The 24,526-nt window shown below is 54.6% G+C and carries 21 protein-coding genes; 10 read left to right on the plus strand and 11 right to left on the minus strand.

Features of this window, described 5'->3' with window-relative positions:
- Positions 1–47 precede the first annotated feature (47 nt).
- A complete protein-coding gene (locus IB212_RS10825) occupies positions 48–2,225 on the plus strand; it encodes a type I secretion system permease/ATPase (RefSeq protein ID WP_188245639.1) in 2,178 nt (725 codons plus the stop codon).
- A complete protein-coding gene (locus IB212_RS10830; RefSeq protein ID WP_028013086.1) occupies positions 2,222–3,397 on the plus strand; it encodes an HlyD family type I secretion periplasmic adaptor subunit in 1,176 nt (391 codons plus the stop codon). Before IB212_RS10825 ends, IB212_RS10830 begins: the two co-directional genes overlap by 4 nt.
- Positions 3,398–3,431: 34 nt before the next feature.
- Here the strand turns inward: IB212_RS10830 and IB212_RS10835 are convergent, their stop codons facing one another.
- Positions 3,432–4,316 (minus strand): hypothetical protein, encoded by an 885-nt coding sequence (locus IB212_RS10835; RefSeq protein ID WP_028013087.1) that lies wholly within the window; start codon positions 4,314–4,316, stop codon positions 3,432–3,434.
- 280 nt (positions 4,317–4,596) lie between these two features.
- Between IB212_RS10835 and IB212_RS10840 the strand changes: the two genes are divergently transcribed.
- Positions 4,597–6,060 carry an EAL domain-containing protein gene (locus IB212_RS10840; RefSeq protein WP_041910071.1) on the plus strand — a complete coding sequence of 488 codons (1,464 nt, stop codon included), beginning with the start codon at positions 4,597–4,599 and terminating at the stop codon, positions 6,058–6,060.
- Positions 6,061–6,085: 25 nt separating this feature from the next.
- Here IB212_RS10840 and IB212_RS10845 read toward each other — a convergent pair whose 3' ends face one another.
- From IB212_RS10845 to IB212_RS10855, 3 genes are all read right to left on the minus strand, one after another.
- The gene (locus IB212_RS10845; RefSeq protein WP_028013089.1) at positions 6,086–6,358 is read right to left on the minus strand and encodes a YqjD family protein; all 273 of its coding nucleotides are present in this window, start codon (positions 6,356–6,358) and stop codon (positions 6,086–6,088) included.
- A 119-nt stretch (positions 6,359–6,477) separates the two neighbouring features.
- Positions 6,478–7,146, minus strand: coding sequence for an epoxyqueuosine reductase QueH (locus tag IB212_RS10850; RefSeq protein WP_028013090.1), 669 nt, complete (start codon positions 7,144–7,146; stop codon positions 6,478–6,480).
- Positions 7,147–7,399: 253 nt separating this feature from the next.
- A complete protein-coding gene (locus IB212_RS10855; RefSeq protein ID WP_041910070.1) occupies positions 7,400–9,190 on the minus strand; it encodes an alkaline phosphatase family protein in 1,791 nt (596 codons plus the stop codon).
- Between the two features lie 203 nt (positions 9,191–9,393).
- On the opposite strand from IB212_RS10855, the gene IB212_RS10860 reads away from it, so the two are divergent.
- The 3 genes from IB212_RS10860 (at position 9,394) to IB212_RS10870 (ending at position 12,674) form a co-directional block, all read left to right on the plus strand.
- The gene (locus IB212_RS10860; protein ID WP_028013093.1) at positions 9,394–9,669 is read left to right on the plus strand and encodes a metal/formaldehyde-sensitive transcriptional repressor; all 276 of its coding nucleotides are present in this window, start codon (positions 9,394–9,396) and stop codon (positions 9,667–9,669) included.
- A gap of 31 nt (positions 9,670–9,700) precedes the next feature.
- The gene (locus IB212_RS10865; protein ID WP_041910069.1) at positions 9,701–10,819 is read left to right on the plus strand and encodes an S-(hydroxymethyl)glutathione dehydrogenase/class III alcohol dehydrogenase; all 1,119 of its coding nucleotides are present in this window, start codon (positions 9,701–9,703) and stop codon (positions 10,817–10,819) included.
- Between the two features lie 160 nt (positions 10,820–10,979).
- Entirely contained in the window at positions 10,980–12,674 is a 1,695-nt protein-coding gene (locus tag IB212_RS10870; protein WP_188245638.1) for a methyl-accepting chemotaxis protein, read from the plus strand.
- 76 nt (positions 12,675–12,750) lie between these two features.
- Here IB212_RS10870 and IB212_RS10875 read toward each other — a convergent pair whose 3' ends face one another.
- From IB212_RS10875 to IB212_RS10890, 4 genes are all read right to left on the minus strand, one after another.
- On the minus strand, positions 12,751–15,132 hold the full coding sequence (locus tag IB212_RS10875) for a glucose/quinate/shikimate family membrane-bound PQQ-dependent dehydrogenase (RefSeq protein ID WP_188245637.1): 2,382 nt from the start codon (positions 15,130–15,132) through the stop codon (positions 12,751–12,753).
- 255 nt (positions 15,133–15,387) lie between these two features.
- On the minus strand, positions 15,388–16,311 hold the full coding sequence (locus IB212_RS10880; RefSeq protein WP_041910066.1) for a LysR substrate-binding domain-containing protein: 924 nt from the start codon (positions 16,309–16,311) through the stop codon (positions 15,388–15,390).
- Positions 16,312–16,493: 182 nt separating this feature from the next.
- Positions 16,494–17,378 carry an SDR family oxidoreductase gene (locus tag IB212_RS10885; protein WP_028013098.1) on the minus strand — a complete coding sequence of 295 codons (885 nt, stop codon included), beginning with the start codon at positions 17,376–17,378 and terminating at the stop codon, positions 16,494–16,496.
- A gap of 64 nt (positions 17,379–17,442) precedes the next feature.
- Positions 17,443–17,832, minus strand: a complete 390-nt coding sequence (locus IB212_RS10890; protein WP_045630393.1) for a YdeI family stress tolerance OB fold protein — start codon at positions 17,830–17,832, stop codon at positions 17,443–17,445.
- Positions 17,833–17,971: 139 nt separating this feature from the next.
- On the opposite strand from IB212_RS10890, the gene IB212_RS10895 reads away from it, so the two are divergent.
- Genes IB212_RS10895 through IB212_RS10910 form a run of 4 tightly spaced genes read left to right on the plus strand, consistent with a single transcriptional unit; the run spans position 17,972 to position 20,465 of the window.
- Positions 17,972–18,475, plus strand: a complete 504-nt coding sequence (locus tag IB212_RS10895; RefSeq protein WP_041912012.1) for a hypothetical protein — start codon at positions 17,972–17,974, stop codon at positions 18,473–18,475.
- Between the two features lie 9 nt (positions 18,476–18,484).
- Positions 18,485–18,931, plus strand: coding sequence for a DUF421 domain-containing protein (locus IB212_RS10900; protein WP_028013100.1), 447 nt, complete (start codon positions 18,485–18,487; stop codon positions 18,929–18,931).
- Positions 18,932–18,942: 11 nt separating this feature from the next.
- The gene (locus tag IB212_RS10905) at positions 18,943–19,461 is read left to right on the plus strand and encodes a 2-oxo-tetronate isomerase (protein WP_041910062.1); all 519 of its coding nucleotides are present in this window, start codon (positions 18,943–18,945) and stop codon (positions 19,459–19,461) included.
- Between the two features lie 17 nt (positions 19,462–19,478).
- Positions 19,479–20,465, plus strand: a complete 987-nt coding sequence (locus IB212_RS10910; RefSeq protein WP_188245636.1) for an SDR family oxidoreductase — start codon at positions 19,479–19,481, stop codon at positions 20,463–20,465.
- Here IB212_RS10910 and IB212_RS10915 read toward each other — a convergent pair whose 3' ends face one another.
- The 3 genes from IB212_RS10915 to IB212_RS10925 are packed head-to-tail and all read right to left on the minus strand — an operon-like array spanning position 20,466 to position 24,513.
- A complete protein-coding gene (locus IB212_RS10915; RefSeq protein WP_188245635.1) occupies positions 20,466–22,091 on the minus strand; it encodes an alpha-amylase family protein in 1,626 nt (541 codons plus the stop codon).
- An 8-nt stretch (positions 22,092–22,099) separates the two neighbouring features.
- On the minus strand, positions 22,100–23,110 hold the full coding sequence (cydB, locus tag IB212_RS10920) for a cytochrome d ubiquinol oxidase subunit II (protein ID WP_028013104.1): 1,011 nt from the start codon (positions 23,108–23,110) through the stop codon (positions 22,100–22,102).
- A complete protein-coding gene (locus tag IB212_RS10925; RefSeq protein ID WP_188245634.1) occupies positions 23,110–24,513 on the minus strand; it encodes a cytochrome ubiquinol oxidase subunit I in 1,404 nt (467 codons plus the stop codon). The genes cydB and IB212_RS10925 overlap by 1 nt, the downstream gene beginning before the upstream one ends.
- Between the last annotated feature and the right edge of the window lie 13 nt (positions 24,514–24,526).

The raw sequence follows: 24,526 nt of genomic DNA on the forward strand, positions 1-24,526 counted from the left end.
GCGGCCTTTTGGCGTTTCTTTACACAAATGGCGTTAACCCGGAGATTATGAAGACACATCCACAGTACGAACCCTGGCTGCAGGGCATGCTCATCATCGCGAAGCACTACCGGCTGGACTTTTCGGTGGAGCACGTTCGGGTCACGATTAACCATGAAAGTCAGTCTCCGCGCCAGCTGGTGCTGGAGGAGATGGCGCGCCAGCTAGGGCTGGGAATGCGCGTGGCGACGGATGCAACATCTCTCGATCCGTGGCGCCTGCCGCTGCTGGCGGAATTCACTGGCGGTCAAATCGCGGTCATTAACCGCATGGACAACGAAGGCAACGTCAGCCTGCAGTTCAGCGGCGACGGCGGGCTGGAGACGACGCTAACGCGGGACGCGCTCGGCTCACGGTTGAAAACGCTGCTGGTGCTGCGCCCGCTAGAGTCTACGCCTGATGCCCGCGTGGACGACTACATCAAACCGTATGAGAAAAACTGGTTCTGGCAGCTGGCGCTGAAGGACTGGCGCCGCTACAGCGACATCATGCTGGTGGCGCTGGTCGCTAACGTGCTGGCACTCTCCGGCATGGTCTTTTCCATGCAGGTGTATGACAGGGTGGTGCCGTCGCAGTCGGAGGCCACGCTGTGGGTGCTGTTTGGCGGCGTCATGCTCGCCATCGTGTTTGAATTCATCATGCGCATGCTGCGCGTGCATATTTCGGACGTGGTGGGGAAACGCGCCGACCTGCGCATTTCAGAACGCGTCTTTGCCCACGCGCTCCGGATTAAAAACGGGGCGCGCTCCAAATCAACCGGATCGTTTATCGCCCAGATCCGCGAGCTGGAGTCGGTGCGCGAGCTCATCACCTCGACCACCATTGCGGCGATCTCCGATCTGCCGTTCTTCCTGCTGTTCGTCTTTATTCTGTGGATGATTGGCGGTCCACTGGTGCTGGTGGTCCTGCTCGCCGTGCCGCTGCTGCTCATTCCGGGCCTGCTGGTGCAGCGCCCGCTGGGGAAACTCTCCAGCGAAGGGATGCGCGAATCCGCCATTCGTAACGCGACGCTGGTGGAGGCGGTGCAGGGTATTGAAGACATCAAGCTGATGCGCGCCGAGCAGCGTTTCCAGAACCAGTGGAACAACACCAACGACGTGGCCGCCAGCGTCGGCATGAAGCAGCGCTGGCTGACGGGGCTGCTGTTGACCTGGACCCAGGAGGTGCAGTCCATCGTCTATGCGGTAGTCCTGCTGGTGGGCTGTTACCTGGTCATCAGCGGCGACATGACCACCGGTGCGCTGGTGGGAACCTCGATTCTGGCGTCGCGGACCATAGCGCCGCTGTCGCAGATCTCTGGCGTGCTCTCGCGCTGGCAGTCGGCAAAAGTGGCCCGCAAGGGGCTGGACGACCTGATGCAGCGCCCGATTGACGATCCGCAGCACGGGAAGAAGGTGCATAAAGCCCACCTGCGCGGGGATTACCGGCTGGAAGACGTCGGCTTCTACTATGACGAAGAAGAGAAATTCACCGTGCTGAACATCGGCAAACTGCACATTCGCGCCGGTGAGCGCGTGGCGGTGCTCGGGCGTAACGGCTCCGGTAAAAGCACGCTGCTGCAGCTTCTGGCGGGCATGCAGGAGCCGCAGCAGGGGAGCATTCTGCTGGACGATATTGCTCTCAATCACCTTGACCCGGCTGACGTGCGCCGCGACATGCAACTGCTCAGCCAGCAGGCGCGGCTGTTCTTCGGCTCCTTGCGTGACAATATCCTGATGGGCAATCCGCTGGCGACAGACGAGGAAATCCATCAGGCGCTGGTCAACAGCGGCGCGCTGGAGTTTGTGCGCAAACAGAAAATGGGGCTGAACTATATCATCAACGAAGGGGGAGCTGGGCTTTCAGGCGGACAGCGTCAGGCGCTGCTGCTGGCCCGCGCGCTGATCACCTCGCCGAACATTCTGCTGCTGGATGAACCTACCGCCTGGCTGGACGAGATGAGCGAGAAGCAGTTTATTCAGCATCTTCACAAATGGCTGGGCAAGCGCCGGACGCTGGTGGTGGCAACCCATCGCCTGCCGATTCTGGATTTGGTCGACCGCATTATTGTGCTGGAAAACGGCAAGGTGGTGATGGACGGCCCGCGCGACGCGATCCTGCATCAGCACGGGCTGGCGCCGCAAAAGGCGGCACAGCGCACCGTGACCATGAAGCCGGCGGCTGTTGCAGAGGAGGGTGCGGCATGAACGATTTCTCCCGTTATAACAGCCGTCTGAAAGAGCCGCGCCTGCCGCGATCCTCGCTGGTGGCATGGTCGCTGTTCGCCCTGCTGGCGGTGTTTATCGCCTGGGCGAGCCTGTTCCAGCTGGACGAAGTCACGACCGGCAGCGGCAAGGTGATCCCGTCTTCCCATGAGCAGGTGATTCAGTCCCTGGAAGGGGGGATTATCCACAGCCTGCTGGTTCGCGAAGGCGATATCGTTGAGCGCGGTCAGCAGCTGGCACAGCTTGACCGGACTAAAACCGAGTCCAGCGTGCTGGAGAGCGAGTCTCGTCTGAACGCGGCGCTGGCAACGGCTGCGCGACTGAAGGCCGAAGTTAACGACACGGAACTCGCGTTTCCCGAGGAACTGGACGATGACGTTGAGCTGGTCAAACAGGAAACGGCGCTCTATCAGTCCCGTCGCGAGAGCCTTGAAAAAGGGCTGGCCGGCTTACGTCAGGGCGCCGAGCTGGTGCAGCGCGAGCTGTCGTTGACCCGTCCGCTGGTGACCCAGGGGGCGGCCAGCAAGGTTGAGGTGTTACGTCTTGAGCGTCAAAAAAATGAGCTTGAGAATAAAATCACCGAGATGAAAAATCAGTATTACGTCCGCGCTCGCGAAGAGCTGGCGAAAGCCAACGCGGAGATTGAAGCCCAGCGTTCGGTGATGAAAGGGCGTGAGGACTCCCTGACCCGGCTGACCTTCAACGCGCCGGTGCGTGGGATTGTGAAGGATATTGACGTGACGACCGTGGGCGGCGTTATTCCCCCGAACGGCAAGCTGATGAGCCTGGTCCCGCTGGACGACCAGATGGTGGTTGAGGCGAAAATCTCGCCGCGCGATGTCGCGTTTATCCACCCCGGCCAGAAAGCGCTGGTGAAAATTACGGCCTATGACTACTCCATCTATGGCGGGCTGGAGGGCGAGGTGACCATGATTTCGCCGGACACCCTGCAGGACGAGGTGAAAAGAGATGTCTACTACTACCGCGTCTATATCCGCACCGACAGTAACCATCTGACCAATAAGCAGGGCAAAGACTTTCCGGTCTTTCCAGGGATGATTGCAACGGTAGATATTAAAACCGGCAGCAAAACCATCCTGGATTATCTGTTGAAACCGCTGAACAAGGCAAAAGAGGCGCTGCGCGAAAGATAAAGATTGGCGTTCGGGATACCGAACGCCATTTGTATTATACCGTTGACGTTACGTTGTTTGGGTGGCGTCGCTCCTTCGGCACCACGTTAATGTAATGAGTAACATAGGCGAAATATAATCCGGCATAGTTTTCGACCAGTTCGAAAAACGCCGGATACACCGACAGGCGACCGTCACCACGATCTTTAAGATAACCTGCCTCATGCGCTGATTTGATAATCCGGTTGACGTGGATCCGGGAGACAAAGAATTCTTTAGCGAGCGTGCTGGCGGAATATTGAATAACCGCGCCGTGGGCGGATTTGTTTTTTATGGCCTGCAGGTAAAGATACAGCATAATCATGCGGCCTCCATCCTTATCAATAAATAATCCCACTTCCGGTAAAACTTTCCTGAACGTTAATCCCCGGAAAAGATATTCTGCCGCGCGGCGGAAGAAATTATTTCTCAATGTGTCATTATCCAGCAGATTTACATCAATATTAAACGTCGGGTAAAGAATGCTAACGGGTAAAAATGCACCGGACATATAGCGTTTGAGTTCATTCAATCCTTTTTCGGTTGGGGCAATTCTCGTTTTTCGCCGGTCTTCCGTACAGCGCCAGGTCCTGATGCGTCCCGTGGTTCTGAGTAACGTAATGATCGCAATAACGCTGTTGGGGCTGGCTATTTTATAGCGAGAACATAACTCTTTTATCTCTGAGACGGATTCGGCCTGATTGCCAAATATAAAACAACACATGGAAAGAATAATGTTAAACCGTGATTCCTGAAGCATTGTCTTGTAGAACAAGGGTTGTTTTTTGTAGATGGCGTCATTGATTGTGTAGTGCTCTAATATTGCCTCACTAAACCGCGGGTTGCTTTTTATAACATCCCTTCGATGTAGCAAGGCCCTGGATGAGATGTGATTATCCATAGCATTTTTCTCGTATTTGATGAGCCGATAGATGAAGTATCCAGCCTTCTTTTTCGGAATTTTCATTATACCTGAGAAAAAGTGGCTTGCGGTCGGTATTTTAAAAGAAATATAGAGTTATATTTATGCGTGGAAAAGGGTGATTAACGCAAAGATGTTACAGTGCATGGCGTTGATAACAGTATCTTAACCTGATGGTGTATTGTAAAATTATTATACACACCGCTGTTGGTTTACATACTCATAATAATAATGGCGCTTTCGTGCCCAGGAGCAGGTTATGACCCACCAAATTTCTCTCAGGAATGTTGCGTGCAACGAGCAAAGATTTGTCATTTCAACCTGCGGCTTTACGTTTCAGGGATATCACCTGCTGCTCAAAAAGTACGGCATAGAGACTGCGCATATTCACTTTGATGGAGATGAGTTATCTGATCCTGACAAGGAAAATATCCTTATTCATCAAAACGCTCACATCGTAGTGTTCCTGGGAAAAGGTACGGTAGCTCTCCTGGAGAGCCTGACGCGACTGGCATCCGTACTCAATGCACTTCCTGTTATTCGTCGTGTTACCCTGTATGGTAATATACCGGACAGCTGGCTGTATCGAACCCTGGGTAGTCTTCTAAATAACAGTCATCAATTATCATTGATTCGTATAGCCAGCGTATCTGATGTAATAACCTGTTTCCACACCCACAATAATGGCTTTAAAGACCGCTCGCGCTTATTACGTGATTACTATCTGGACTGTTCTTCGTCAGAAAAGCTCAAATGGCTGACAAGAAGAGAGGTTGATGTTTTATTGAACTTCTATCGCGGCATGTCTATAAAAGACCTGTGCGACAAACTGAGGCTTTCTAATAAAACGGTTTACACCCATCGTAAAGAAGGTCTGCAGAAATTACATTGTATCAAGCGATGGTTGAATGAACCGCGCAATGTAAAAGTGGAAAGGCGGATTAAAAGCCAAAATCAAAGAGTGGACTTCACGGATAAAGAAGCGGAAGTTTTTAATGCGCTGGTGAAAAGGGAGATATTTCCCGCCTACCAGATCATTACCGATCGTGACAAGAAAGGGGTGGGGTTTGAGATACTCATTCGCTGGAATAAGAACGGAAAAATAGTCAAGCCAGCCCGTTTTCTGAATGATATCGCTAATTATGAAGTATGGCTCAAGATTACGGCTATGGTGATCCACGCCGCCGTGTCCGGGATTAATAAATATAACGGTAAATTCTATTTTTCCGTTAATATTCCGCCTCGCCTGGCGTCCGGGAACGCGCTGCCAGAGATGGCCAGGAAAGCCATCGGCATGCTGCTTAACCCCCAGTGGGCAGAAAAGCTGGTCTTTGAATTCGCGGAAGATATTGATGTAACGAAAGATAAAAGCATCCCAGAAACCATGCGGCACCTGCGTAATACGGGGTGCAGACTGTTTCTTGACGACTGCTTCTCAAGCCATCATGCCATTTTCCCCGTGAGGCAGGTACATTTTGATGGGCTGAAACTGGATCGGGACATCGTCGATCATTTTGTGGCGAACGACAACGATTATAATCTGATTAAAGCGATACAGATTTACAGCGACATGACCGGAACAGCTTGCATTGCAGAGGGCGTAGACAGTGAGGAGAAGTTTGAAAAATTAGTCGAGCTGGGTGTGAAAAACTTTCAGGGATATTATCTCTCGCGCGCCGTGAAAGAGGAGGAATTAGACCGCATGGTGAGATTGTTCAGCTAAAAAATAAAGCCCCGAAGGGCCTTGTTTATTTGCGTCCCAGCAACAGGCCAAGCACAATACCAACCGCACCTGCGGCGATAAGACCGGTGAGCGGGTTATTTCTGACCGCTTCAGTCACGTCAGAGACAGCATCGCTGGCCTGTGCGGCATATTTTTTCGCAGCGCCTTTTACCTGATGCTTCGGTGAATCAACGAATTCACCGAACTGCTGCTGGGCTGAACCTGAAAGTTCATCAAATTTATTTTTTGCTTTGTCTTCAGCAAACTGGGTGTTTTTATCAGTACCGAAATCAGACATTTTTGCCTCCTTTTGTTGATAGTTAAAGGATAGCCTCTCTTTGAAAAGATGAGAGGCGGAACGCTAAATTTCGGAGGGAATTGGCCGGTTTTCAGATATATCTACACCAGAAGAGGGCGTTATTTTTCGTTCTCATCCTGGCCGTAATACAGTTTGCCAATGCGGATAAGCGGGCGGCCCTGAGACTTGCGGTGCAGGTTGCTGTCCCGAAGGGAATACACGCAGCCGCAATATTCCTGCTGGTAAAACTGTTCCCGCTTGCTGATCTCAATCATGCGTGATGAGCCGCCCTGTTTGCGCCAGTTGTAGTCCCAGTAGACCATCCCCGGATAGCGCGCTGCCGCACGCTGGCCGCAGTCATTGATCTGCTGCATATTCTTCCAGCGAGAGATCCCCAGCGAGCTGCTGATAACGCTGAAACCATTTTCCGCCGCGTAGAGCGCCGTACGCTCGAAGCGCATATCGAAGCACATGGTGCAGCGGACGCCGCGCTCGGGCTCCCACTCCATGCCTTTGGCACGCTCGAACCAGTTATCGGTATCGTAATCGGCATCAACAAACGGCACGCCGTGTTTTTCTGCAAAACGAATGTTTTCTTCCTTACGGATGAGGTATTCCTTTTGCGGATGGATGTTGGGGTTATAGAAGAAAATGGTGTAGTCAATGCCCGAGGCCTGAATAGCTTCCATGACTTCACCGGAGCAGGGGGCGCAGCAGGAGTGCAGCAGAAGTTTATCGGCGCCGTTTGGCAGGGTGAGCTGCGGGCGGATGAAGGGGGTTGTACTCATGTTGTTCTACAATATGTTAATGAAATTTATGGAATTGTAGCACAAGTTATTAATGTCTTCAGACGGTACTGGCGGGAACGGGGGTTAGCGCGCGGGCTTGACTTCGTACTGAGTGGCGCCGTTAATCAGTAAGTTGCTGTGCAGTAATAGCCCGATGGAACTGAGTGAATTCCACCGGGACGTTGCTGAGAAGCTAAGACTGTAAAACCTGTTTAATATCAGTATGCCGGTATATTCATTGCCACTTTAAACATCATTTTTCATCGCCTTCGAATAGTGCCATCGAATATACCCATGATGGCATCGCATTGATTTTTTCTTCATACGAATGACTTGTGTCAAAACATCGATTTTTAACGTTATATCTGAAGCTTGTTAGTCCGGAATTAATTAAATATTTATCAATAAGAGATGAAACGCAAAAATAGGGTTGATTATTCGCTTCCTGAGCAAGTTTTTCTAAGTTTTTATCATTGCCCGCAGCGACAAACACCGGGACATCGCCGTAATCTGTTGGTTTGATATCCCATTTAAATACAAAATCATTGTCATTTTCACCTGTTTTGCTGAAAAGATTGGATGGCAGAACATTCTTGTTCATGAAAAATTTATTCAGTGCAGGCTTATGATCGCCATAAACAACAACAATGGCATTCGGATCTATTTCTTTTACTTCCTTGTAGAAGTCAACAAAGCGGTCAACTGCTTGTTTCAATTCGAAGGTATAGATGTACTCGCCTGAGTCGTTCTCATGAGGGTACGGGCCATGTGTTGACATGGTAATTAAATTCATGAAAATGTTCTTTCCGTCAGCTTTTTTTAAATGTTCAATGGCTGACTTGTAAAGCAGGTAATCATCGGGTTGCCATTGCCATTTTTTTCTACCTGCCACAATTTGGTCAGGCAGGCTTATAGTCGACATTTCATAAAGGCCATCGAAGCGTTCAAAGCCAAATTTTTTATAAACAGTATCCCTGTGCCAAAACTCTTTCAAATAATTGTGTGCGGCATAGGTGATAAAGCCTTTATCGCCCAGAGCGCTGGCAATGGAATCGGTATGCGATTTGAACTGTGTCGCATATTCTTGATAAATTATGCCAGATAATACCCTTGAATTACTGGCGAAGCCGGTGAGCATTTCAAATTCAACATTCGCAGTACCTCCGCCATAAACGGGTGAAGTTGCTCGAAACGTAACAAAACCTTCATTTAATATTGGGGTGATAATTTCTTTGAAGTTGGCATTGTCATACCAGCATGATTCGCACAGGACGTAAATAACTGTTTTATGTTTTGGTAATTCCTTACTCCCTGCGCGCTTTTCAAGATTGTACGTATCTTTATTGTTTTTACTGGCTAAAGGTGCAGATTTTCGAGAACTGGTCATCACGACATGCATTGCCATTCCATTATCCTGCAGGTTTTCAGGCCAATTCCAGGATTTATAAGTGACATTCATTTCCTTAGCTAATAATATCATTTTACGGGAGAAAATGCTGTCTTCGCCAAAGAGAGAGCTGAAGTGAGTATAAAAGGAAAATGGTAATATGGTGATAAAACTGATGGCAAGTACAATGGTGTTTTTCTTTGTTGTGTAAAATGTCCTACTGATAAAACATAAAATAACACACAATGAAATTGCGAGGAAAAGCAAGAGTACTGGCCAGGCTGTCAGGTAATGTTTTGCAATGGTTATGTTGGATTGAGAAAACAAATCATTCCAGGACAACACTTCACCCGTGAGTGATAGCTTGATGCCACTGATGTATTCAAGCAGTTTTAAGAGTAAAAAAACAACATAGGCTGAAACGAATGATGGAAGTTTTACCAATCGGAGAAAGATATAGGCTAAAGGCAGTGGACTGGCAAGCCATAGATAATGTAATAAAGAATATAAATAATTTGGTAATGGTGCGGGGTTTTTAATTTCAGCGATAGCTAATGTGAAAAAAACAATAATGAAAAAGAAATCGAGTAATGATGACGTGAATTTTTTGCGATAGTTATTTGAGATGAGAGACGTAGTTTTAAAGAGCACGTTCATGCTGGGGCCTTAAAATGAATAATTCTGATTATATCATGCAATTCTTGGATGTGTCATTACCTGGCGGGGGGACCGTATGGGGAGTTAACGTCGCTTTATGTCCAACACAGCCTGTTGAACATGTTTATCACCCTTGTAAACATAATGTTTACAGATTAAGAATAAAAAAGTTACTATACCCCCCTACAGTATCAGGAGGGCGTATGCCGCATTCACCCGAAGATAAAAAACGTATTCTTACCCGCGTCCGCCGCATTCGGGGCCAGGTTGATGCCCTTGAACGCGCGCTGGAGTCGGGCGACCCCTGTCTGGCCATCCTGCAGCAAATTGCCGCCGTGCGCGGCGCTGCCAATGGCCTGATGGGCGAAATGGTTGAAATACATCTCAAAGACGAGCTGGTGACGGGAGACACAACGCCGGATCAGCGAGCCGTACGCATGGCGGAAGTCGGCCATTTGCTGCGCTCTTATCTAAAATAAATCCACACACCTGACAAAAAGGGAAGACATGATGAAATCTCGCGCAGCTGTTGCATTTGGCCCCGGCCAGCCGCTGAAAATCGTCGACATCGACGTCGCACCGCCGAAAAAAGGCGAAGTGCTGATCAAAATCACCCATACCGGCGTGTGCCATACCGATGCGTTTACCCTCTCCGGTGACGATCCGGAAGGCGTCTTCCCGGCTGTGCTGGGTCATGAAGGCGGCGGGATTGTGGTGGAAGTGGGCGAGGGCGTGACCAGCCTGAAGCCAGGCGATCACGTTATCCCGCTGTACACGGCGGAATGCGGCGAGTGTAAGTTCTGTAAATCCGGTAAAACTAACCTCTGCCAGGCCGTGCGCGCCACTCAGGGGAAAGGGCTGATGCCGGACGGCACCACCCGTTTCTCCTACAACGGTGAGCCAATTTATCACTACATGGGCACCAGCACCTTCAGCGAATACACCGTTTGCGCGGAGATCTCGCTGGCGAAGGTCAATCCGCAGGCGCCGCTGGATAAAGTCTGCCTGCTGGGCTGCGGCGTAACCACCGGCATTGGCGCGGTGCATAACACGGCAAAAGTCAAAGAGGGCGACACCGTGGCGGTGTTCGGTCTCGGCGGCATTGGTCTGGCAGTGATTCAGGGTGCGGTGCAGGCGAAGGCCGGGCGTATCATCGCGGTCGATACCAACCCGGAAAAATTCAAGCTGGCGGGTGAAATGGGCGCGACCGATTTCGTGAACCCGAAAGATCACGAGAAACCGATTCAGGACGTCATCGTTGAGATGACCGACGGCGGCGTGGACTTCAGCTTCGAGTGTATCGGCAACGTCAACGTAATGCGTTCTGCGCTGGAATGCTGCCACAAGGGCTGGGGTGAGAGCATCATCATCGGCGTGGCCGGGGCAGGCCAGGAGATCAAAACCCGTCCATTCCAGCTGGTGACCGGACGCGTCTGGCGCGGCTCCGCGTTTGGCGGCGTGAAGGGGCGTACCCAGCTTCCCGGCATGGTGGAAGACGCGATGGTCGGTAAAATACAGCTCGACCCGTTCATCACCCACCGTTTGCCGCTGGAGCAGATCAACGAGGCGTTCGATCTGATGCACGAAGGAAAATCCATCCGCACCGTCATTCATTTCGGCGACAAGTAACTCTTCTGCCAGCGGTTTTTAGCCGCTGGCAGTTCTTTAATAATCTTCTCTAAAGTGTGACCAGTGCGGCGTTTTTAGCCGTAATCTAAATCTCTGCCGTGCCGATGACTATCTAACAGGCGTGTTTTTGCGCATCTTACCTATAAGAGAGTCGACGGTCATGGACAACACTTCTTCGATGCAGGCGCAGCGCAAGCTGAGCTTCCTGCATCACATCAGGCTGGTTCCGCTGTTTTCCTCCATTCTCGGTGGCATTATTCTGCTGTTTGCCTTGAGTTCGGGTCTGGCGGGGTATTTCCTGCTACAGGCCGACAACGATCAGCAGGACGTTACGTCCGAAATTCAGGTGCGTATGGGGCTGTCGAACAGCTCAAACCATCTGCGCACCGCGCGTATCAATATGATCCACGCCGGCGCGGCAAGCCGTATCGCGGAGATGGAGGCCATGAAGCAGAACATCCGCGAGGCGGAAACGCGCATTAAGCAATCCCAGGATAGCTTTACCGCCTATATGCATCGTTCCGTCCGTAGCGCTGCGGACGAAGCGCTGGATGCAGACCTGAAGGCACGCTACGACGCCTATATTGCGGGCCTCCAGCCGATGGTCAAATTTGCCAAAAACGGCATGTTCGAGGCGATCATCAACCACGAAAATGAGACCGCGCGCCCGCTGGACGATGCTTACAACGCCGTTCTGCTGAAGGCGATTAAGATCCGCACCGACCGCGCCAATGCGCTGACGGCGCAGGCGCACAGCCGCACGCAGCTGGGCCTGATGTTTATGGTGGGCGCGTTTGCGCTGGCGCTGGTGCTGACAGCGATGACCTTCGTCGTGCTGCGCCGCACGGTCATTAATCCGCTCCAGCGTGCCGCCACCCGCATCGAGAATATCGCCAAAGGCGACCTGACGATGCCGGACGACGTGGCCGGACGCAGTGAAATTGGCCGCCTGACGCGCGATCTGCAAACCATGCAGCACTCCCTTGAAACAACGGTCGGCACCGTCCGTCAGGGAGCGGAGGAGATCTACCGGGGTACCAGCGAGATCTCTGCCGGTAACACCGATCTCTCATCACGCACCGAGCAGCAGGCCGCGGCGATTGAGCAGACTGCCGCCAGCATGGAGCAGCTGACCGCGACGGTGAAGCAGAACGCCGATAACGCCCATCATGCCAGCAAGCTGGCGGAAGATGCCTCCGGGAAAGCCAGCCGCGGCGGCCAGATGGTCTCCGGTGTGGTCAAAACTATGGGCAATATCTCAAGCAGTTCGAAGAAAATCTCTGAGATTACCGCGGTGATCAACAGCATCGCCTTCCAGACCAACATCCTGGCGCTTAACGCGGCGGTAGAAGCGGCGCGGGCGGGCGAGCAGGGACGCGGGTTCGCCGTGGTGGCCAGCGAAGTCCGTACCCTGGCAAGCCGCAGCGCCAACGCCGCAAAAGAGATCGAAAGCCTGATCAACGAATCGGTCTCGCTGATAGATCAGGGTTCCGGTGAGGTCGTTGCCGCAGGCAATACCATGAATGAGATCGTCGAGGCGGTGAAGCGCGTCACCGACATCATGCTGGAGATTGCCGCCGCGTCTGACGAGCAGAGCCGCGGTATCGTGCAGGTCAGTCAGGCTATTTCGGAGATGGATAAAGTGACCCAGCAGAACGCCTCGCTGGTGGAAGAGGCCTCCGCGGCGGCGGCGTCGCTGGAAGAACAGGGCGCGCGTCTGACCGAGGCGGTCGGGGCGTTTCGTCTGAGCGGCAAGGTTCAGGGGCGTACTCAACAGCAGAACTCTGCGGCAGTAAAACCTGCTGCATTACGTCCGGCGGTCGCGCATAACGGTGATAACTGGGAAACGTTCTGAGTCGCCGGCCGTGTCGGGTGGCGCTTCGCTTACCCGGCCGACAAAAAAGGGACCTTTCGGTCCCTTTTTTCATCCGTTACTGCTTATCGGGTAACGCGTACGCGATAACGTAATCACCGCGATCCGGCGACTGGCGAGCGCCACCGGCGTTAATGACGATGTACTGCTTACCGGTTTTCGGCGAGACGTAGGTCATCGGGCCGGACTGGCTGCCGACCGGCAGGCGGTCCTTCCAGATCTCTTTCCCGGTGGCGGTATCAAATGCGCGCAGGTAGAAATCCTGGGTGCCGGCGAAGAACAGCAGGCCGGACTGGGTTGACAGCGACGCGCCCAGCGTTGGCATCCCGATTGGGATTGGCATGTGCATGCGAATGCCCAGCGGGCCGGTATCTTCCACGGTACCAACCGGTACCTGCCACACCAGCTTGCCGGTTTTCAGGTCAACAGCCGACATGGTTCCGAACGGCGGCTTCTGGCACGGAATGCCCAGCGGCGACAGGAAGCGTTCGCGCATTGCGCCGAACGGCGTGCCGTCCATCGGGACAATCCCCATCTCAATGCCGCTGGCGTTTTTCGCCACGTTCGCGCGCGGCACCATGTAGTTTGCCAGCCCCAGACGCATATCGTTGACGAACATCAGGCTGTTGTTCGGGTCAACGGAGACGCTGCCCCAGTTCATCCCGCCGAGCGAGCCGGGGAACTGCAGGGAACGGTCGAGACCCGGCGGGGTGAAGACGCCCTGATGACGCATCTCTTTAAACTGAATGCGGCACAGAAGCAGGTCGACAGGCGTCGCCCCCCACATGTCGGACTCGGTTAACGTCTGGTTGCCAATCATCGGCATGCCCACGGAGTACGGCTGGGTCGGGGAGTAGCGTTCACCTTCAACGTTACCCGCCGGAACTGGACGTTCCTCCACCTTCGCCACCGGCTTGCCGGTTTCACGGTTGAGCATAAAGATCATGCCCTGCTTGCTGGTCTGCACCAGTACAGGCGTGGTGCCGCCTTTGCCGTCCGGCAGGTCGTACAGCAGCGGCTGGGAAGGCAGGTCGAAGTCCCACAGGTCGTGGTGGGTGGTCTGGAAATGCCAGCGCACCTGTCCGGTGGCAGCGTCAACGGCGACGATGGAGGAGCTGTATTTATCGTCCAGCGGGGTGCGCTCGCCCGCCCAGAAGTCGGGGGTGGCGTTGCCGGTTGGCAGGTAGATCAGGTTCAGCTTAGCGTCGTAAGACATCGCAGACCAGACGTTCGGCGTACCGCGAGTATAAGTCTGGCCTTCCGGCGGCAGGCCGGTCAGGTTCGGGTTACCCGGATCCCACGCCCAGGCCAGTTTACCGGTGTGAACGTCGTAGGCGCGCACCACGCCCGGCGGCTCGCCGGTAGAGTAGTTATCCGCGACGCGACCGCCGACGACGACAACGTTTCCGGCAACCAGCGGCGTGGAGGTCTGCTGATAATAGCCCGGCTTGATCTCACCCATGCCAACGCTCAGGTCAACGGTGCCATGGTCACCAAAGTCATCGCAAACCTTGCCGGTATCCGCGTTGATGGCAATCAGACGGGCGTCGGTGGTAGGCAGGAACAGGCGGCGAGGGCATGCCGCTGGCGATGTCCCGGTCTGTGACGCTGTCACGTTTGCATGATCTTCAAAGTAGCCCAGGCCACGACAACGCTGCCAGTTCGGGGCGGTGGCTTTCGAATCATAACGCCATTTTTCTTTACCTGAATCCACGTCCAGCGCCAGCACTTTACTGTACGGGGTACAGACATAGAGCGTGTCGCCAATCTGCAATGGCGTGTTCTGATCTTCCGCACCGGAGCCGTTGCTCTGCGGAATATCCCCGGTGTGCGCCACCCAGGCGACTTTCAGATCGCTGATGTTTTGCTTGTTAATCTGGTCCAGCGCGGCGAAGCGGTCGCCGTGGGTGGTGTTGCCCCAGTGTTCCCAGTTTTTCTGCTGTTCGCCGGGAGCAACGGGTTTCACCGGAACGGGCTCGTTCGCCGCCACGAGGGTTTGCGGCTTAAACATCCAGCCGAGGCTGACCAGCATCGCCAGTGCGAGAACCGCCGCAACGCCATAAGCCGGGGCTTTATTCGCTGCGTCGCGGTTGGCCGCGCGCAGGAAAGGCCAGACGATGGCGCAGAGGAAGGCCAGTACGGCAAAGGTGAACAGGCGCGAGAAGAGCGGCCAGAAATCCCAGCCCGCATCGCTTACCGCCCAGAACAGCGAGGCAATAAACGCGATGCCGTAAAGCACGATCCCGCTGCTGCGATTGAGGAAAATCAGGAGCGCGGCAATGACCATCACCACGCCCATTATCACGAAGTAAAAACTTCCGCCTACGGCGGCGAGCTTGAAGCCCAACCCGCCGACCGCCAGACCGATGAGCAACATCAGTCCGGCAAGGAGCCACTGCAAAATACGAGGTATCCCGCGCGGCGCGCTGCCAAATGCCATTTCTGTCTCCTTTGAATCTCTCCGCATTGCTGGGTGTGTACCATCTGGATAATAAATGCGGGGAGAGTAGTGATTAAAACGAGTGAATTCTTGTTTATATAACGATTCGCGAACCAAATGGTGAATCCGCCGTTATGATAAAACTGTTAATTTGTTTTACGCAATTGTTAATGAATCATTCCGCATTATTTGATTAACGCACAGCCCAGTTCCCTCTCCCTGTGGGAGAGGGAACTGGGTGAGGGGTGAAGGGAATCAGACAGGCATTGATTTACGGATAGCGCTCAGCAGCGTTTGTGCGCCCGTGGAAAGGGGAGTATCCACCCGGGTCAAAATACCGATGGGTTCACCCGCACCCGGGGAGGCGATCGGCAGGGCGGTCAGCGTGCCCTGACGCAAATCATCTTTTACCGCACCGGAGGGGACGAACCAGACGTAGTCATAATCCAGGGTAAGCTGGCGCGAAAGAGAAGCCGAAAGCGTTTCGATGCACCCTGAGGGGAGCGTACACCCCTGCATCTGCAGCAAGGTTTCGGCGGCCTGGCGCGGGACGGTCCCTTTCGGGCAAACCACCACTGGCCACTCCATCACCCGGCTTAACGTCACCGTGTCCTGCAGCAGGGGATGATCGGGTCGAACCACCAGCTTCAGAGATTCCAGGAACAGCAGTTCATAATTGAGACCGCCCATCAACTCGGGATCGGACATTCGACCAATACCGAGATCAAGCTCACCCGATTTCAGCCCCGCGAGCAGCATGGTGTTATTCATGGTGGCAACCTGAATAGTGGTATTGCGCTGCTGCTTGTGGAACTGACCAATAACGGGCGGCAGGATCCCCAGCGCCGCGGTTGGCAGGGCGCCGACGCGCACCACCTCGCTGGTGTGCTCTTCTTTTCGGTGCAGGGACTGGCCTGCGGTGTTGAGCGCATCAAGAACTTTCACGGCGTGCGTCAGGAACTGTTCGCCCACCAGAGTCAGCTGTGCCCCCAGCCGACCGCGGTCAAATAGACGGGCGCCGGTCAGCTGTTCCAGCTCGTTAAGGGTTTTTGAGAGCGCGGGCTGGCTCAGGTTAAGAGTTTCAGCCGCGCGCCCCAGCGTTCCCTGTTGAGCGACGGCCACAAATGTATGCAAATGGCGCAAGCGTATGCGCTGACTGAACAGACCATTTTTTTCCATAGGCGATGTTAAAAACAGAGCGATGCGGGTGACAAGTTAAGTTGTTTAATTTTGATAACTTGATAGCAAAATATTTTTAACATTTGATCTGTTTGAGTTACAACATGTTTTTCAGGCGAGGTTGGTGATGAACGTCCTTGTTCATTTATTGCTCACTGCGGAGGGATATGCTGCAAAGCGGTTTAGATCACGCCGTCGCCGCCGTCAGAGCACCATACCTGACCGGAGGTAAAGGAACACTCATCCGAGGCCAGCGTGACGTACAGCGGGGCAATCTCGACGGGCTGTCCCGGACGACCCAGCGGGGTATCACCCCCGAACTCCTTCACTTTCTCCATCGGCTGGCCGCCGCTGGACTGGAGTACCGTCCAGTACGGGCCGGGGGCGACCGCGTTGACGCGAATGCCTTTCGGACCCAGCTGTTTGGCTAAGGATTTAGTAAACACCGCCAGACAGGCCTTCGTCTGGGCGTAGTCCAGCAGTACGGGGCTGGGCTTCACCGCCTGAACGGAGGAAGTGTTAATGATCACGGACGACGCTTTCAGGTGGCGCAGGGCGGCCTTGGTGATCCAGAAGGGGGCGTAAACGTTGGTTTTAAACGTCGCGTCAAAATCTTCGGTGGTAAGCTCTTCAAGGGATTCCCGGAATTGCTGACGGCCTGCGTTGTTGACCAGAATATCCAGCCCGCCCAGCTTCGAAACGGCTTCTTCGACCAGATTCTGGCAAAAGGTTTCGTCCCGGACGTCTCCTGGCAGCGCGATGGCCTTGCGGCCTTCCGCTTTGATCAGGTCGATGACCTCGGCGGCATCTTTCTCTTCTTCAGGCAGATAGTTGATGGCGACGTCTGCCCCTTCGCGGGCGTAGGCGATAGCCACTGCGCGTCCAATCCCGGAGTCACCACCGGTGATCAGCGCTTTTTTGCCGGCAAGGCGGCCATGCCCTTTATAGCTTGTTTCACCGTGGTCGGGTACAGGCTGCATTTCAGACGCCAGTCCCGGCGGCGTTTGCGGCTGTTCCGGGAACGGAGGTTTCGGGTAAGCGTTCGTACGTTGTGTAGTATCACTCATAGCTGACTCCTTAAGCCAAGGGGTGAGATTTGATGGATAGTTGCAGCGTTAACGCTTCGCTGAATTATTTCTGCAAACGATCAACACGAACGACGGCAGGCGATGATTTTTTATCAAGCGAACCGTTGATACTGATCATCTGATCGGGTTTTACCGTTCTGCCGTCGAAGACTGCCTGGGGAATAATAACGTCGATTTTTCCGGTTTTATCCTGGAATACAAACTTATCGCCGCTACCGTCAATAAGATTACCGCGCAATGAAATTGTCGCGCCATCGTGCAATTGTTTTGCCTGATCGATGGTCATAATACGCGCGTCGTCGGTTCCACGATATCCGCTGTCCAGCGCGTGGGGCGGTGGCGGTGCTTCACCTTTTTGTAACCCGCCGTTATTATCTGCCCATGCAACTGGAACCAGAAATATCAAAAAAGCGGAAATAAGTGATAATTTCATCTGATATCCTTCATTTTTGAGTGTCTTGACTTATTAAGTATTGTTGCTATTCCTTTATGTGGCAAATGTGATAAGTCTTAAAAACATTCTCCTTGGAAATCAAACCTATCATGAAATAAGCGAAACGGTGACAACGACCATGAAGCATGAAAATGAAAAGTTACCCGGGATAGATGAGAGTTATCGCTTGTTGAGGTTTGAATATTCATTTCGCCAGGTGGGTTTTGTGGTCCTTCTGGCTATTATCATCGCAGCGGTTGCTGGTCTGTTTTCCAGCGGGATGGTGAGCGATACGGCCAAAACCAATTCCGCTAACTCATTGAGCATAAACTATGAACGCTTCGGCCGGCGGGAGACGGAGTCAAGAATGCAGGTCACCTTCCCGGTGAAGACGGAGGGCAGCTATACCCTCAGCCTGACCACCGACAGCAGCGACGTATACGAGCCCGGCAGCGTCTGGCCGCAGCCAGACAAAATGTATAGCCACGGCAAAACCCTCTATTTGGTCTACGATGACCTGCAAAAATCAGACAACTTCTCTGTTTTATACTTCACGACACCTTCCAGAGCCGGTAAATGGAACACCGTCATCCGCGTCAACAACGAGCCGGAGATTAACCTCTGGCAATTTATTTACCCCTAGGAGGCTGATATGGATATGGTCTTTCGCGCGCTGGCGATTTATCTGTTTCTCGTGGTGGTATTTAAAGTGGCAGGGCGACGGGCGCTGCTGCAGATGACCAGCTTTGATCTCATCCTCCTCTTAATTATTAGTGAGGCGACGCAACAGGCGCTTTTGGGGCAGGATTTCTCCGTTACCGGCGCAATGATTACCATTACCACGCTGGTGGTCGTTGACATTATATTTGGCCTGATGAAGAAATATTTTTCCCCGGTGGAGAATATTCTTGATGGGACCCCTGTGATTCTGGTTGAGAATGGCGTTCCATTAGCGGATAAGCTAAAAAAAGTCGACGTATCTTGTGATGATATTCTGGTGTCAGCGCGTCAAAATAATGGCATTACAGAACTTAGCGAAATTAAATATGCCATACTTGAGCGCAATGGACATATTTCAATCATTCCTGTTGAAAAATAAGAGGCGGCAAGATGAGCAATCTTTTACACGACAGTCATTATACCGTGAGTGAACTCACCAAAAAGCTGGCGAGTAAATTAACCGATGCCGGGCTGCGCTTAACCACCGCGGAATCCTGCACGGGAGGAAAGCTCTCGGTGGCGCTGTGTGCAGAGGAAAACACGGCCGATTTTTATGACGTCGGGCTGGTTGTGTTCAGCGATGAGGCCAAATCGCGGATCCTCGGCGTGCGTCGGGAGACGCTGGCGCGCTATACCGCCGTCAGTGAACAGACGGTGACCGAGATGGCCGCCAGCATCCGCGACATTGCCCAGGCGGATATCAGCATCGCCATCAGCGGCTACGCGGGTCCGGAAGGGGGCGATGACGGCACGGCGGCGGGAACGGTCTGCTTTGCCTGGAATATCTGCGGTGAGACGAAAACCCGCACCGTCCTTTTCTCCGGCGACTGCCAGGATGTGGTGGAAAAAGCGGTGCAATTTTCGCTCGCTGAACTGGTGACAACATTATCGGACGGCAATAACGGCTAAATTCACGCGGAGGTTCTATGGCGGTCATAGTGATTACCGGCGGGACGGCGGGCGTAGGAAAAGCCACGGCGCTGAAATTTGCAAAGGCAGGTTACGATGTGGGGCTTATCGCCCGCGATGAAGCCAGCCTGCACTCTACCCAGGAAGAGCTGCGCCGCTTCGGCGTTAATGCCCACGCGGTGCAGGCGGACGTCGCCGACAGCCAGGCGGTGGTGGATGCGGCTAACGAGATCGAGTATCGCCTCGGGGCGATTGATGTCTGGGTCAACAATGCGATGGGGGCCGTACTGGCGCCGTTTCGTACCCTGACGCCGGATGAGTTTCGTCGCGTGACTGATGTTACCTATCTCGGATTTGTTAACGGCACCCGCGCCGCGCTGGAGTTGATGGTGCCCCGCGACAGGGGTGTAATTATTCAGGTGGGGTCCGCGCTGGCCTACCGTTCCATCCCTTTGCAGTCGGCTTACTGCGGGGCCAAAGCGGCGATCCGCGGGTTCACCGATGCGGTGCGCACGGAGCTGATGCACGAGAATAGCCGGGTTCAGCTTTCCATGGTGCAGATGCCGGGGCTCAATACGCCGCAGTTCGAATGGGCAAGAAATAAGTTCGCCTGGGCGATGCGACCGGTGCCGCCGGTCTTTGAGCCTGAAGTGGCCGCCAGCGCCATCTTTAAGGTTGCGCAGAAACCGGTGCGCGAGCTGTGGGTGGGCAGCAGCACTATCCAGTCCATCGTCGGGCAATTCTTCTTTCCGGCCTACCTTGACCGTCTGATGGTAAAAAAAGCCTGGGAAGGCCAGATGACCGACGATCTAAACGCAGCGGATCGTCGGGACTATCTCGACCAGCCGATTGACGACCTGCACAAAATCCATGGTTGTTTTACCGACGAAGCGAAGAACCGCGCTACGTCCGTCACCTCCGGTATGCCTGGCAAGGTGGCGCTGGGGGCCCTCGCGGTGGCGGGGATTATGCTGACGCGTCTGATAACCCGCCGGAAACGCTAATCAGCGCAGCGCGCTGCGGTGCGTCCAGAACCAGCGGTAGCCGTAGGCGCCAATAGTGAGTTCGACGGTTTTGCCGCAAACCAGCGCGTCGTCGTAGCGTTTGTCCGCGAGGCAGGCGGTCCAGGTGGCGTTGCGGATCCCTCTGGCGGTGAACTGTACCGGCTGGTCGCTGAAGTTTACGAAGGTCAGAATGCTGCGCTCGTCGGTCTCGTAATAGATCCCCAGGACCGCGTCATGATCGAGGGTGATGAGGCGAAAGGGCGCCACGGCAATTTCGGGGAACTCCGAGCGGGTATTGGCAATATCAATAATCCGGTGCAGGAGCGAGTTGCGGTGGAGCAGCGAATCGGCGACGTTGATTTTTTGATAGCGGTAGGGCCCGTGGTCGATTATCGGCGCAATAAATTTTTCAGGATCGGCCGCCGAAAAACCACCGCCCTGTGAACCTGCCCACTGCATTGGGGTGCGAACGGCGTAGCGCTCCTCCAGTTCAAGGTCGTCACCCATGCCGATCTCATCCCCGTAGCGCATCACCGGGACGCCCGGCAGGGAAAAGAGCACCGCGTGGCAAAACGCCAGCCGCTTTGGATCGCCATTCAGCATCGGAGCCAGACGTCGGCGGATCCCACGCTGATAGACGTTCATCTCCTCGTCAGGGGCGAAGGTATCGAGCACGAACTGTTTATCTTTCTGGCTAATCCCTTCCAGATCCAGCTCGTCATGGTTGCGCAGCCAGTTGGCAAAACAGCATGAATCTGGCGGGACGATCATCTTCTTCACCGCGTTGCGCAGCGGGCGGGCGCTTTTTCTGGCCAGGCTGACGTAGAAATACTTGTTGAGCCAGAAGTTGAGCACCAGATGCAGGCGGTCGTTATTGCCGAAATAGTCTTTATAAACCTCAACGTCTACGTCCACTTCGCCGAGCAGGATCGCATCCGGATTACGCTGTTCGATAAGACGGCGCATGTGCTCCAGGATCCACAGGCCCTTTTTCTCGTCACCGCTGCCCGCCTGCTTCGTGAGGTGTGATGCGGCATCCAGCCGAAATCCCGACACCCCCAGCTTGAGCCAGAAGAGGATAATATTCTCAATCTCCTTAAGCACGGCGGGCGAGGTCAGGTTCAGGTCCGGCTCGTGGCGGTAGAACATGTGCCGGTAATACTGTCCCGCCTCGTCGTCCCAGCTCCAGACGCTCTTTTCCACGCCGGGGAACATGGGTGGCGTGTCGTCGTCGTCGTTATCCGACCAGATATAGTAATCACGATAGGGCGAGGCGGGGCTACGTCGGGCCTGCTGGAACCAGGGATGGGCGTCCGAGGTGTGCTGGATCAGCAGCTCAATAATAACCTGCATGCCCAGCTCCCGGGCCTGTTCGATAAAGGCGATGATATCGGCCAGTTTTCCGAAGCGGGGGTCCACCTGCAGATGGTCGCTGACGTCGTAGCCCTCATCGAGAAAGGGCGTGAGGTAAAACGGGGTGATCCAGATAACCGTCGCCCCCATGCGGCGAATATAGCGCAGCTTGGCCGCGATCCCGGCGATGTCCCCGCAGCCATCGCCGTTCATATCGTAAAAAAGCGCGGTATCAATCTGGTAGATAATGGCCCGTGTATGCCAGTCCGTCATAGAGTTCCTCAGTGATAGCCTTCAGTATCCGAAACTTTGCCCCGGAAGACGTAGTAGCTCCAGGCGGTGTACACCAGAATCACAGGAATTATCAGCAGGGTCCCGACCAGCATAAACAGCTGGCTGGCGGGGGGCGCCGCGGCTTCCCACAGGGTGATGCGCGGCGGAATAATGTTTGGCCACAGGCTGATACCCAGGCCGCTAAATCCGAGGAAGATCAGCCCCAGCGTCAGCAGGAAGGGGCGCGAGTGGCTGGCCGGGTTGCGGGTCAGCCGCCAGATCAGCACGCTAAACAGGCCTACCAGCAGGGGAACCGGCAGGAACCAGAAGAAGTTGGGCAGGGTAAACCAACGGTCGGCCACGTACTGCCAGCCGAGCGGCGTCCAGACGCTGACAACCGCGATCACCACCATCAGGGCCAGCAGCACGTGGCGGGTTAGCTCGCGCATGCGGCGTTGCAGGGCGCCTTCACTTTTCATGATAAGCCAGGTGGTGCCCAGCAGCGTGTAGGCGACCACCAGGCCGATACCGCAGAAAAGGTTAAAGGGCGTCAGCCAGTCAAGCGGCGAGCCCACAAAGCGTCTGCCCTCAACCTCAAAGCCGTTGATCACCGCCCCCACGACGATCCCCTGGCTGAAGGTGGCGAGCAGAGATCCACCGGCGAAGGAGTAGTCCCAGAACTTGCGGTGCGAAGGCGTCGCTTTAAAACGAAACTCAAAGGCGACGCCGCGAAAGATGAGGCCGATCAGCATCGCGGTGAGGGGGATAGTAAGCGCATCAATGATCACCGCGTAAGCCAGCGGGAACGCGCCGAACAGCCCCGCGCCGCCAAGCACCAGCCAGGTCTCGTTGCCGTCCCATACGGGCGCTACGCTGTTGACCATCACATCGCGCTCTTTCGCATCGCCCACGAAGTTAAACAGCAGGCCGATGCCCAAATCAAAGCCATCCATAATGATGTACATCAGCGTGGCAAAGACGATGATGGCAAACCAGATAACAGAGATATCGACGCCCATCAGTTTCTCTCCTGTTCCGGAACAGACTCCGCGGCAGACAGTGGACGGGCGGGGGTGCCCGACGTGTTTGACGTCAGCGTATCGACGGGCTGCGGGCCTTTCTTAATCAGCCGGATGAGGTACACATAGCCCACGCCAAACACCGACGAGTAGACAACGAAGAACGCCAGCAGGCTGATGCTCATCTGCAGGGTGCTGTGCAGGGAGACCGCGTCAATCGTGCGCAGATAACCATAAACCACCCACGGCTGGCGGCCCACTTCGGTGGTCACCCAGCCGGCGAGCAGCGCCACCAGACCCGCGGGCCCCATGCAAAGGGCAAACCACTGGAACGGACGCGAGTGGTAGAGCCGGTGGCGATAGCGTAGCCAGAGGCTGACCAGACCGAGGGTAATCATCAGCAGGCCCACTCCGACCATGATGCGAAACGACCAGAAGACGATGGTCGAGTTTGGGCGATCCTCTTTCGGGAAGTCCTTCAGCGCCGGAACCTGCTTATCGAGGCTGTGCGTCAGGATAAGGCTGCCGAGCGCGGGAATTTCAAGACCGTATTTGGTGCGCTCCTCGTCCATATCGGGCAGGCCAAACAGCAGTAGCGGCGTGGCCTCGCCGGGCGGATTTTCCCAGTGCCCCTCTATGGCGGCAATTTTGGCTGGCTGATGCTCAAGCGTGTTCAGGCCGTGCATATCGCCCACGACGGCCTGAATGGGGGCAACCAGCAGCGCCATCCACATCGCCATGGAGAACATGGTGCGTATGGCAGGGGTATCGTTACCGCGCAGCAGGTGCCATGCGCCCGACGCGCCGACAAACAGCGCGCTGCTCAGAAATGCGGCGATGGCCATATGAATCAGGCGGTAAGGGAAGGAGGGGTTAAAGATAATCGCCAGCCAGTCCTGCGGAATGACCTGCCCGTTCTCGATAGTAAAACCCTGCGGGGTGTGCATCCAGCTGTTTGAGGCGAGGATCCAGAAGGTCGACATCAGCGTGCCGAGCGCCACCATGCATGTTGAAAAGAAGTGCAGCCCAGGACCGACCTTGTTCCAGCCGAACATCATTACGCCAAGAAAGCCGGCTTCCAGGAAGAAGGCGGTTAACACCTCGTAGGTCAGCAGGGGACCGGTAATACTGCCTGCGAACTGGGAGAACCCGCTCCAGTTGGTGCCGAACTGATACGCCATGACCAGCCCGGAAACGACACCCATCCCGAAGTTAACGGCAAATATCTTGAGCCAGAAGTGGTACAGCGAGCGCCAGACGTCGTTTTTGGTGCGCAGCCACATGCCTTCAAGCACGACCAGATAGCTGGCAAGACCGATGGTGATCGCCGGGAAAAGAATGTGAAACGAGACGGTAAAAGCGAACTGAATTCTGGCGAGATGGAATGCATCAAGTTCGAACATGGTCCGTACCTCT

Origin of the sequence: Enterobacter sp. E12 (genome assembly GCF_014596715.2) — a bacterium.
GTDB lineage: Bacteria > Pseudomonadota > Gammaproteobacteria > Enterobacterales > Enterobacteriaceae > Enterobacter > Enterobacter bugandensis.

Excerpts from the sequence above, each read along its gene's own strand:
- IB212_RS10870 (WP_188245638.1), top strand. The coding sequence starts at position 10,980 with ATGGACAACACTTCTTCGATGCAGGCGCAGCGCAAGCTGAGCTTCCTG.
- IB212_RS10910 (WP_188245636.1), top strand. The coding sequence starts at position 19,479 with ATGGCGGTCATAGTGATTACCGGCGGGACGGCGGGCGTAGGAAAAGCC.
- IB212_RS10905 (WP_041910062.1), top strand. The coding sequence starts at position 18,943 with ATGAGCAATCTTTTACACGACAGTCATTATACCGTGAGTGAACTCACC.
- IB212_RS10865 (WP_041910069.1), top strand. The coding sequence starts at position 9,701 with ATGAAATCTCGCGCAGCTGTTGCATTTGGCCCCGGCCAGCCGCTGAAA.
- IB212_RS10855 (WP_041910070.1), bottom strand. The coding sequence starts at position 9,190 with ATGAACGTGCTCTTTAAAACTACGTCTCTCATCTCAAATAACTATCGC.
- IB212_RS10840 (WP_041910071.1), top strand. The coding sequence starts at position 4,597 with ATGACCCACCAAATTTCTCTCAGGAATGTTGCGTGCAACGAGCAAAGA.
- IB212_RS10835 (WP_028013087.1), bottom strand. The coding sequence starts at position 4,316 with ATGGATAATCACATCTCATCCAGGGCCTTGCTACATCGAAGGGATGTT.
- cydB (WP_028013104.1), bottom strand. The coding sequence starts at position 23,110 with ATGGGCGTCGATATCTCTGTTATCTGGTTTGCCATCATCGTCTTTGCC.
- IB212_RS10895 (WP_041912012.1), top strand. The coding sequence starts at position 17,972 with ATGAAGCATGAAAATGAAAAGTTACCCGGGATAGATGAGAGTTATCGC.
- IB212_RS10900 (WP_028013100.1), top strand. The coding sequence starts at position 18,485 with ATGGATATGGTCTTTCGCGCGCTGGCGATTTATCTGTTTCTCGTGGTG.
- IB212_RS10825 (WP_188245639.1), top strand. The coding sequence starts at position 48 with ATGAAGACACATCCACAGTACGAACCCTGGCTGCAGGGCATGCTCATC.
- IB212_RS10830 (WP_028013086.1), top strand. The coding sequence starts at position 2,222 with ATGAACGATTTCTCCCGTTATAACAGCCGTCTGAAAGAGCCGCGCCTG.
- IB212_RS10845 (WP_028013089.1), bottom strand. The coding sequence starts at position 6,358 with ATGTCTGATTTCGGTACTGATAAAAACACCCAGTTTGCTGAAGACAAA.
- IB212_RS10850 (WP_028013090.1), bottom strand. The coding sequence starts at position 7,146 with ATGAGTACAACCCCCTTCATCCGCCCGCAGCTCACCCTGCCAAACGGC.
- IB212_RS10860 (WP_028013093.1), top strand. The coding sequence starts at position 9,394 with ATGCCGCATTCACCCGAAGATAAAAAACGTATTCTTACCCGCGTCCGC.
- IB212_RS10925 (WP_188245634.1), bottom strand. The coding sequence starts at position 24,513 with ATGTTCGAACTTGATGCATTCCATCTCGCCAGAATTCAGTTCGCTTTT.
- IB212_RS10890 (WP_045630393.1), bottom strand. The coding sequence starts at position 17,832 with ATGAAATTATCACTTATTTCCGCTTTTTTGATATTTCTGGTTCCAGTT.
- IB212_RS10915 (WP_188245635.1), bottom strand. The coding sequence starts at position 22,091 with ATGACGGACTGGCATACACGGGCCATTATCTACCAGATTGATACCGCG.
- IB212_RS10875 (WP_188245637.1), bottom strand. The coding sequence starts at position 15,132 with ATGGCATTTGGCAGCGCGCCGCGCGGGATACCTCGTATTTTGCAGTGG.
- IB212_RS10885 (WP_028013098.1), bottom strand. The coding sequence starts at position 17,378 with ATGAGTGATACTACACAACGTACGAACGCTTACCCGAAACCTCCGTTC.
- IB212_RS10880 (WP_041910066.1), bottom strand. The coding sequence starts at position 16,311 with ATGGAAAAAAATGGTCTGTTCAGTCAGCGCATACGCTTGCGCCATTTG.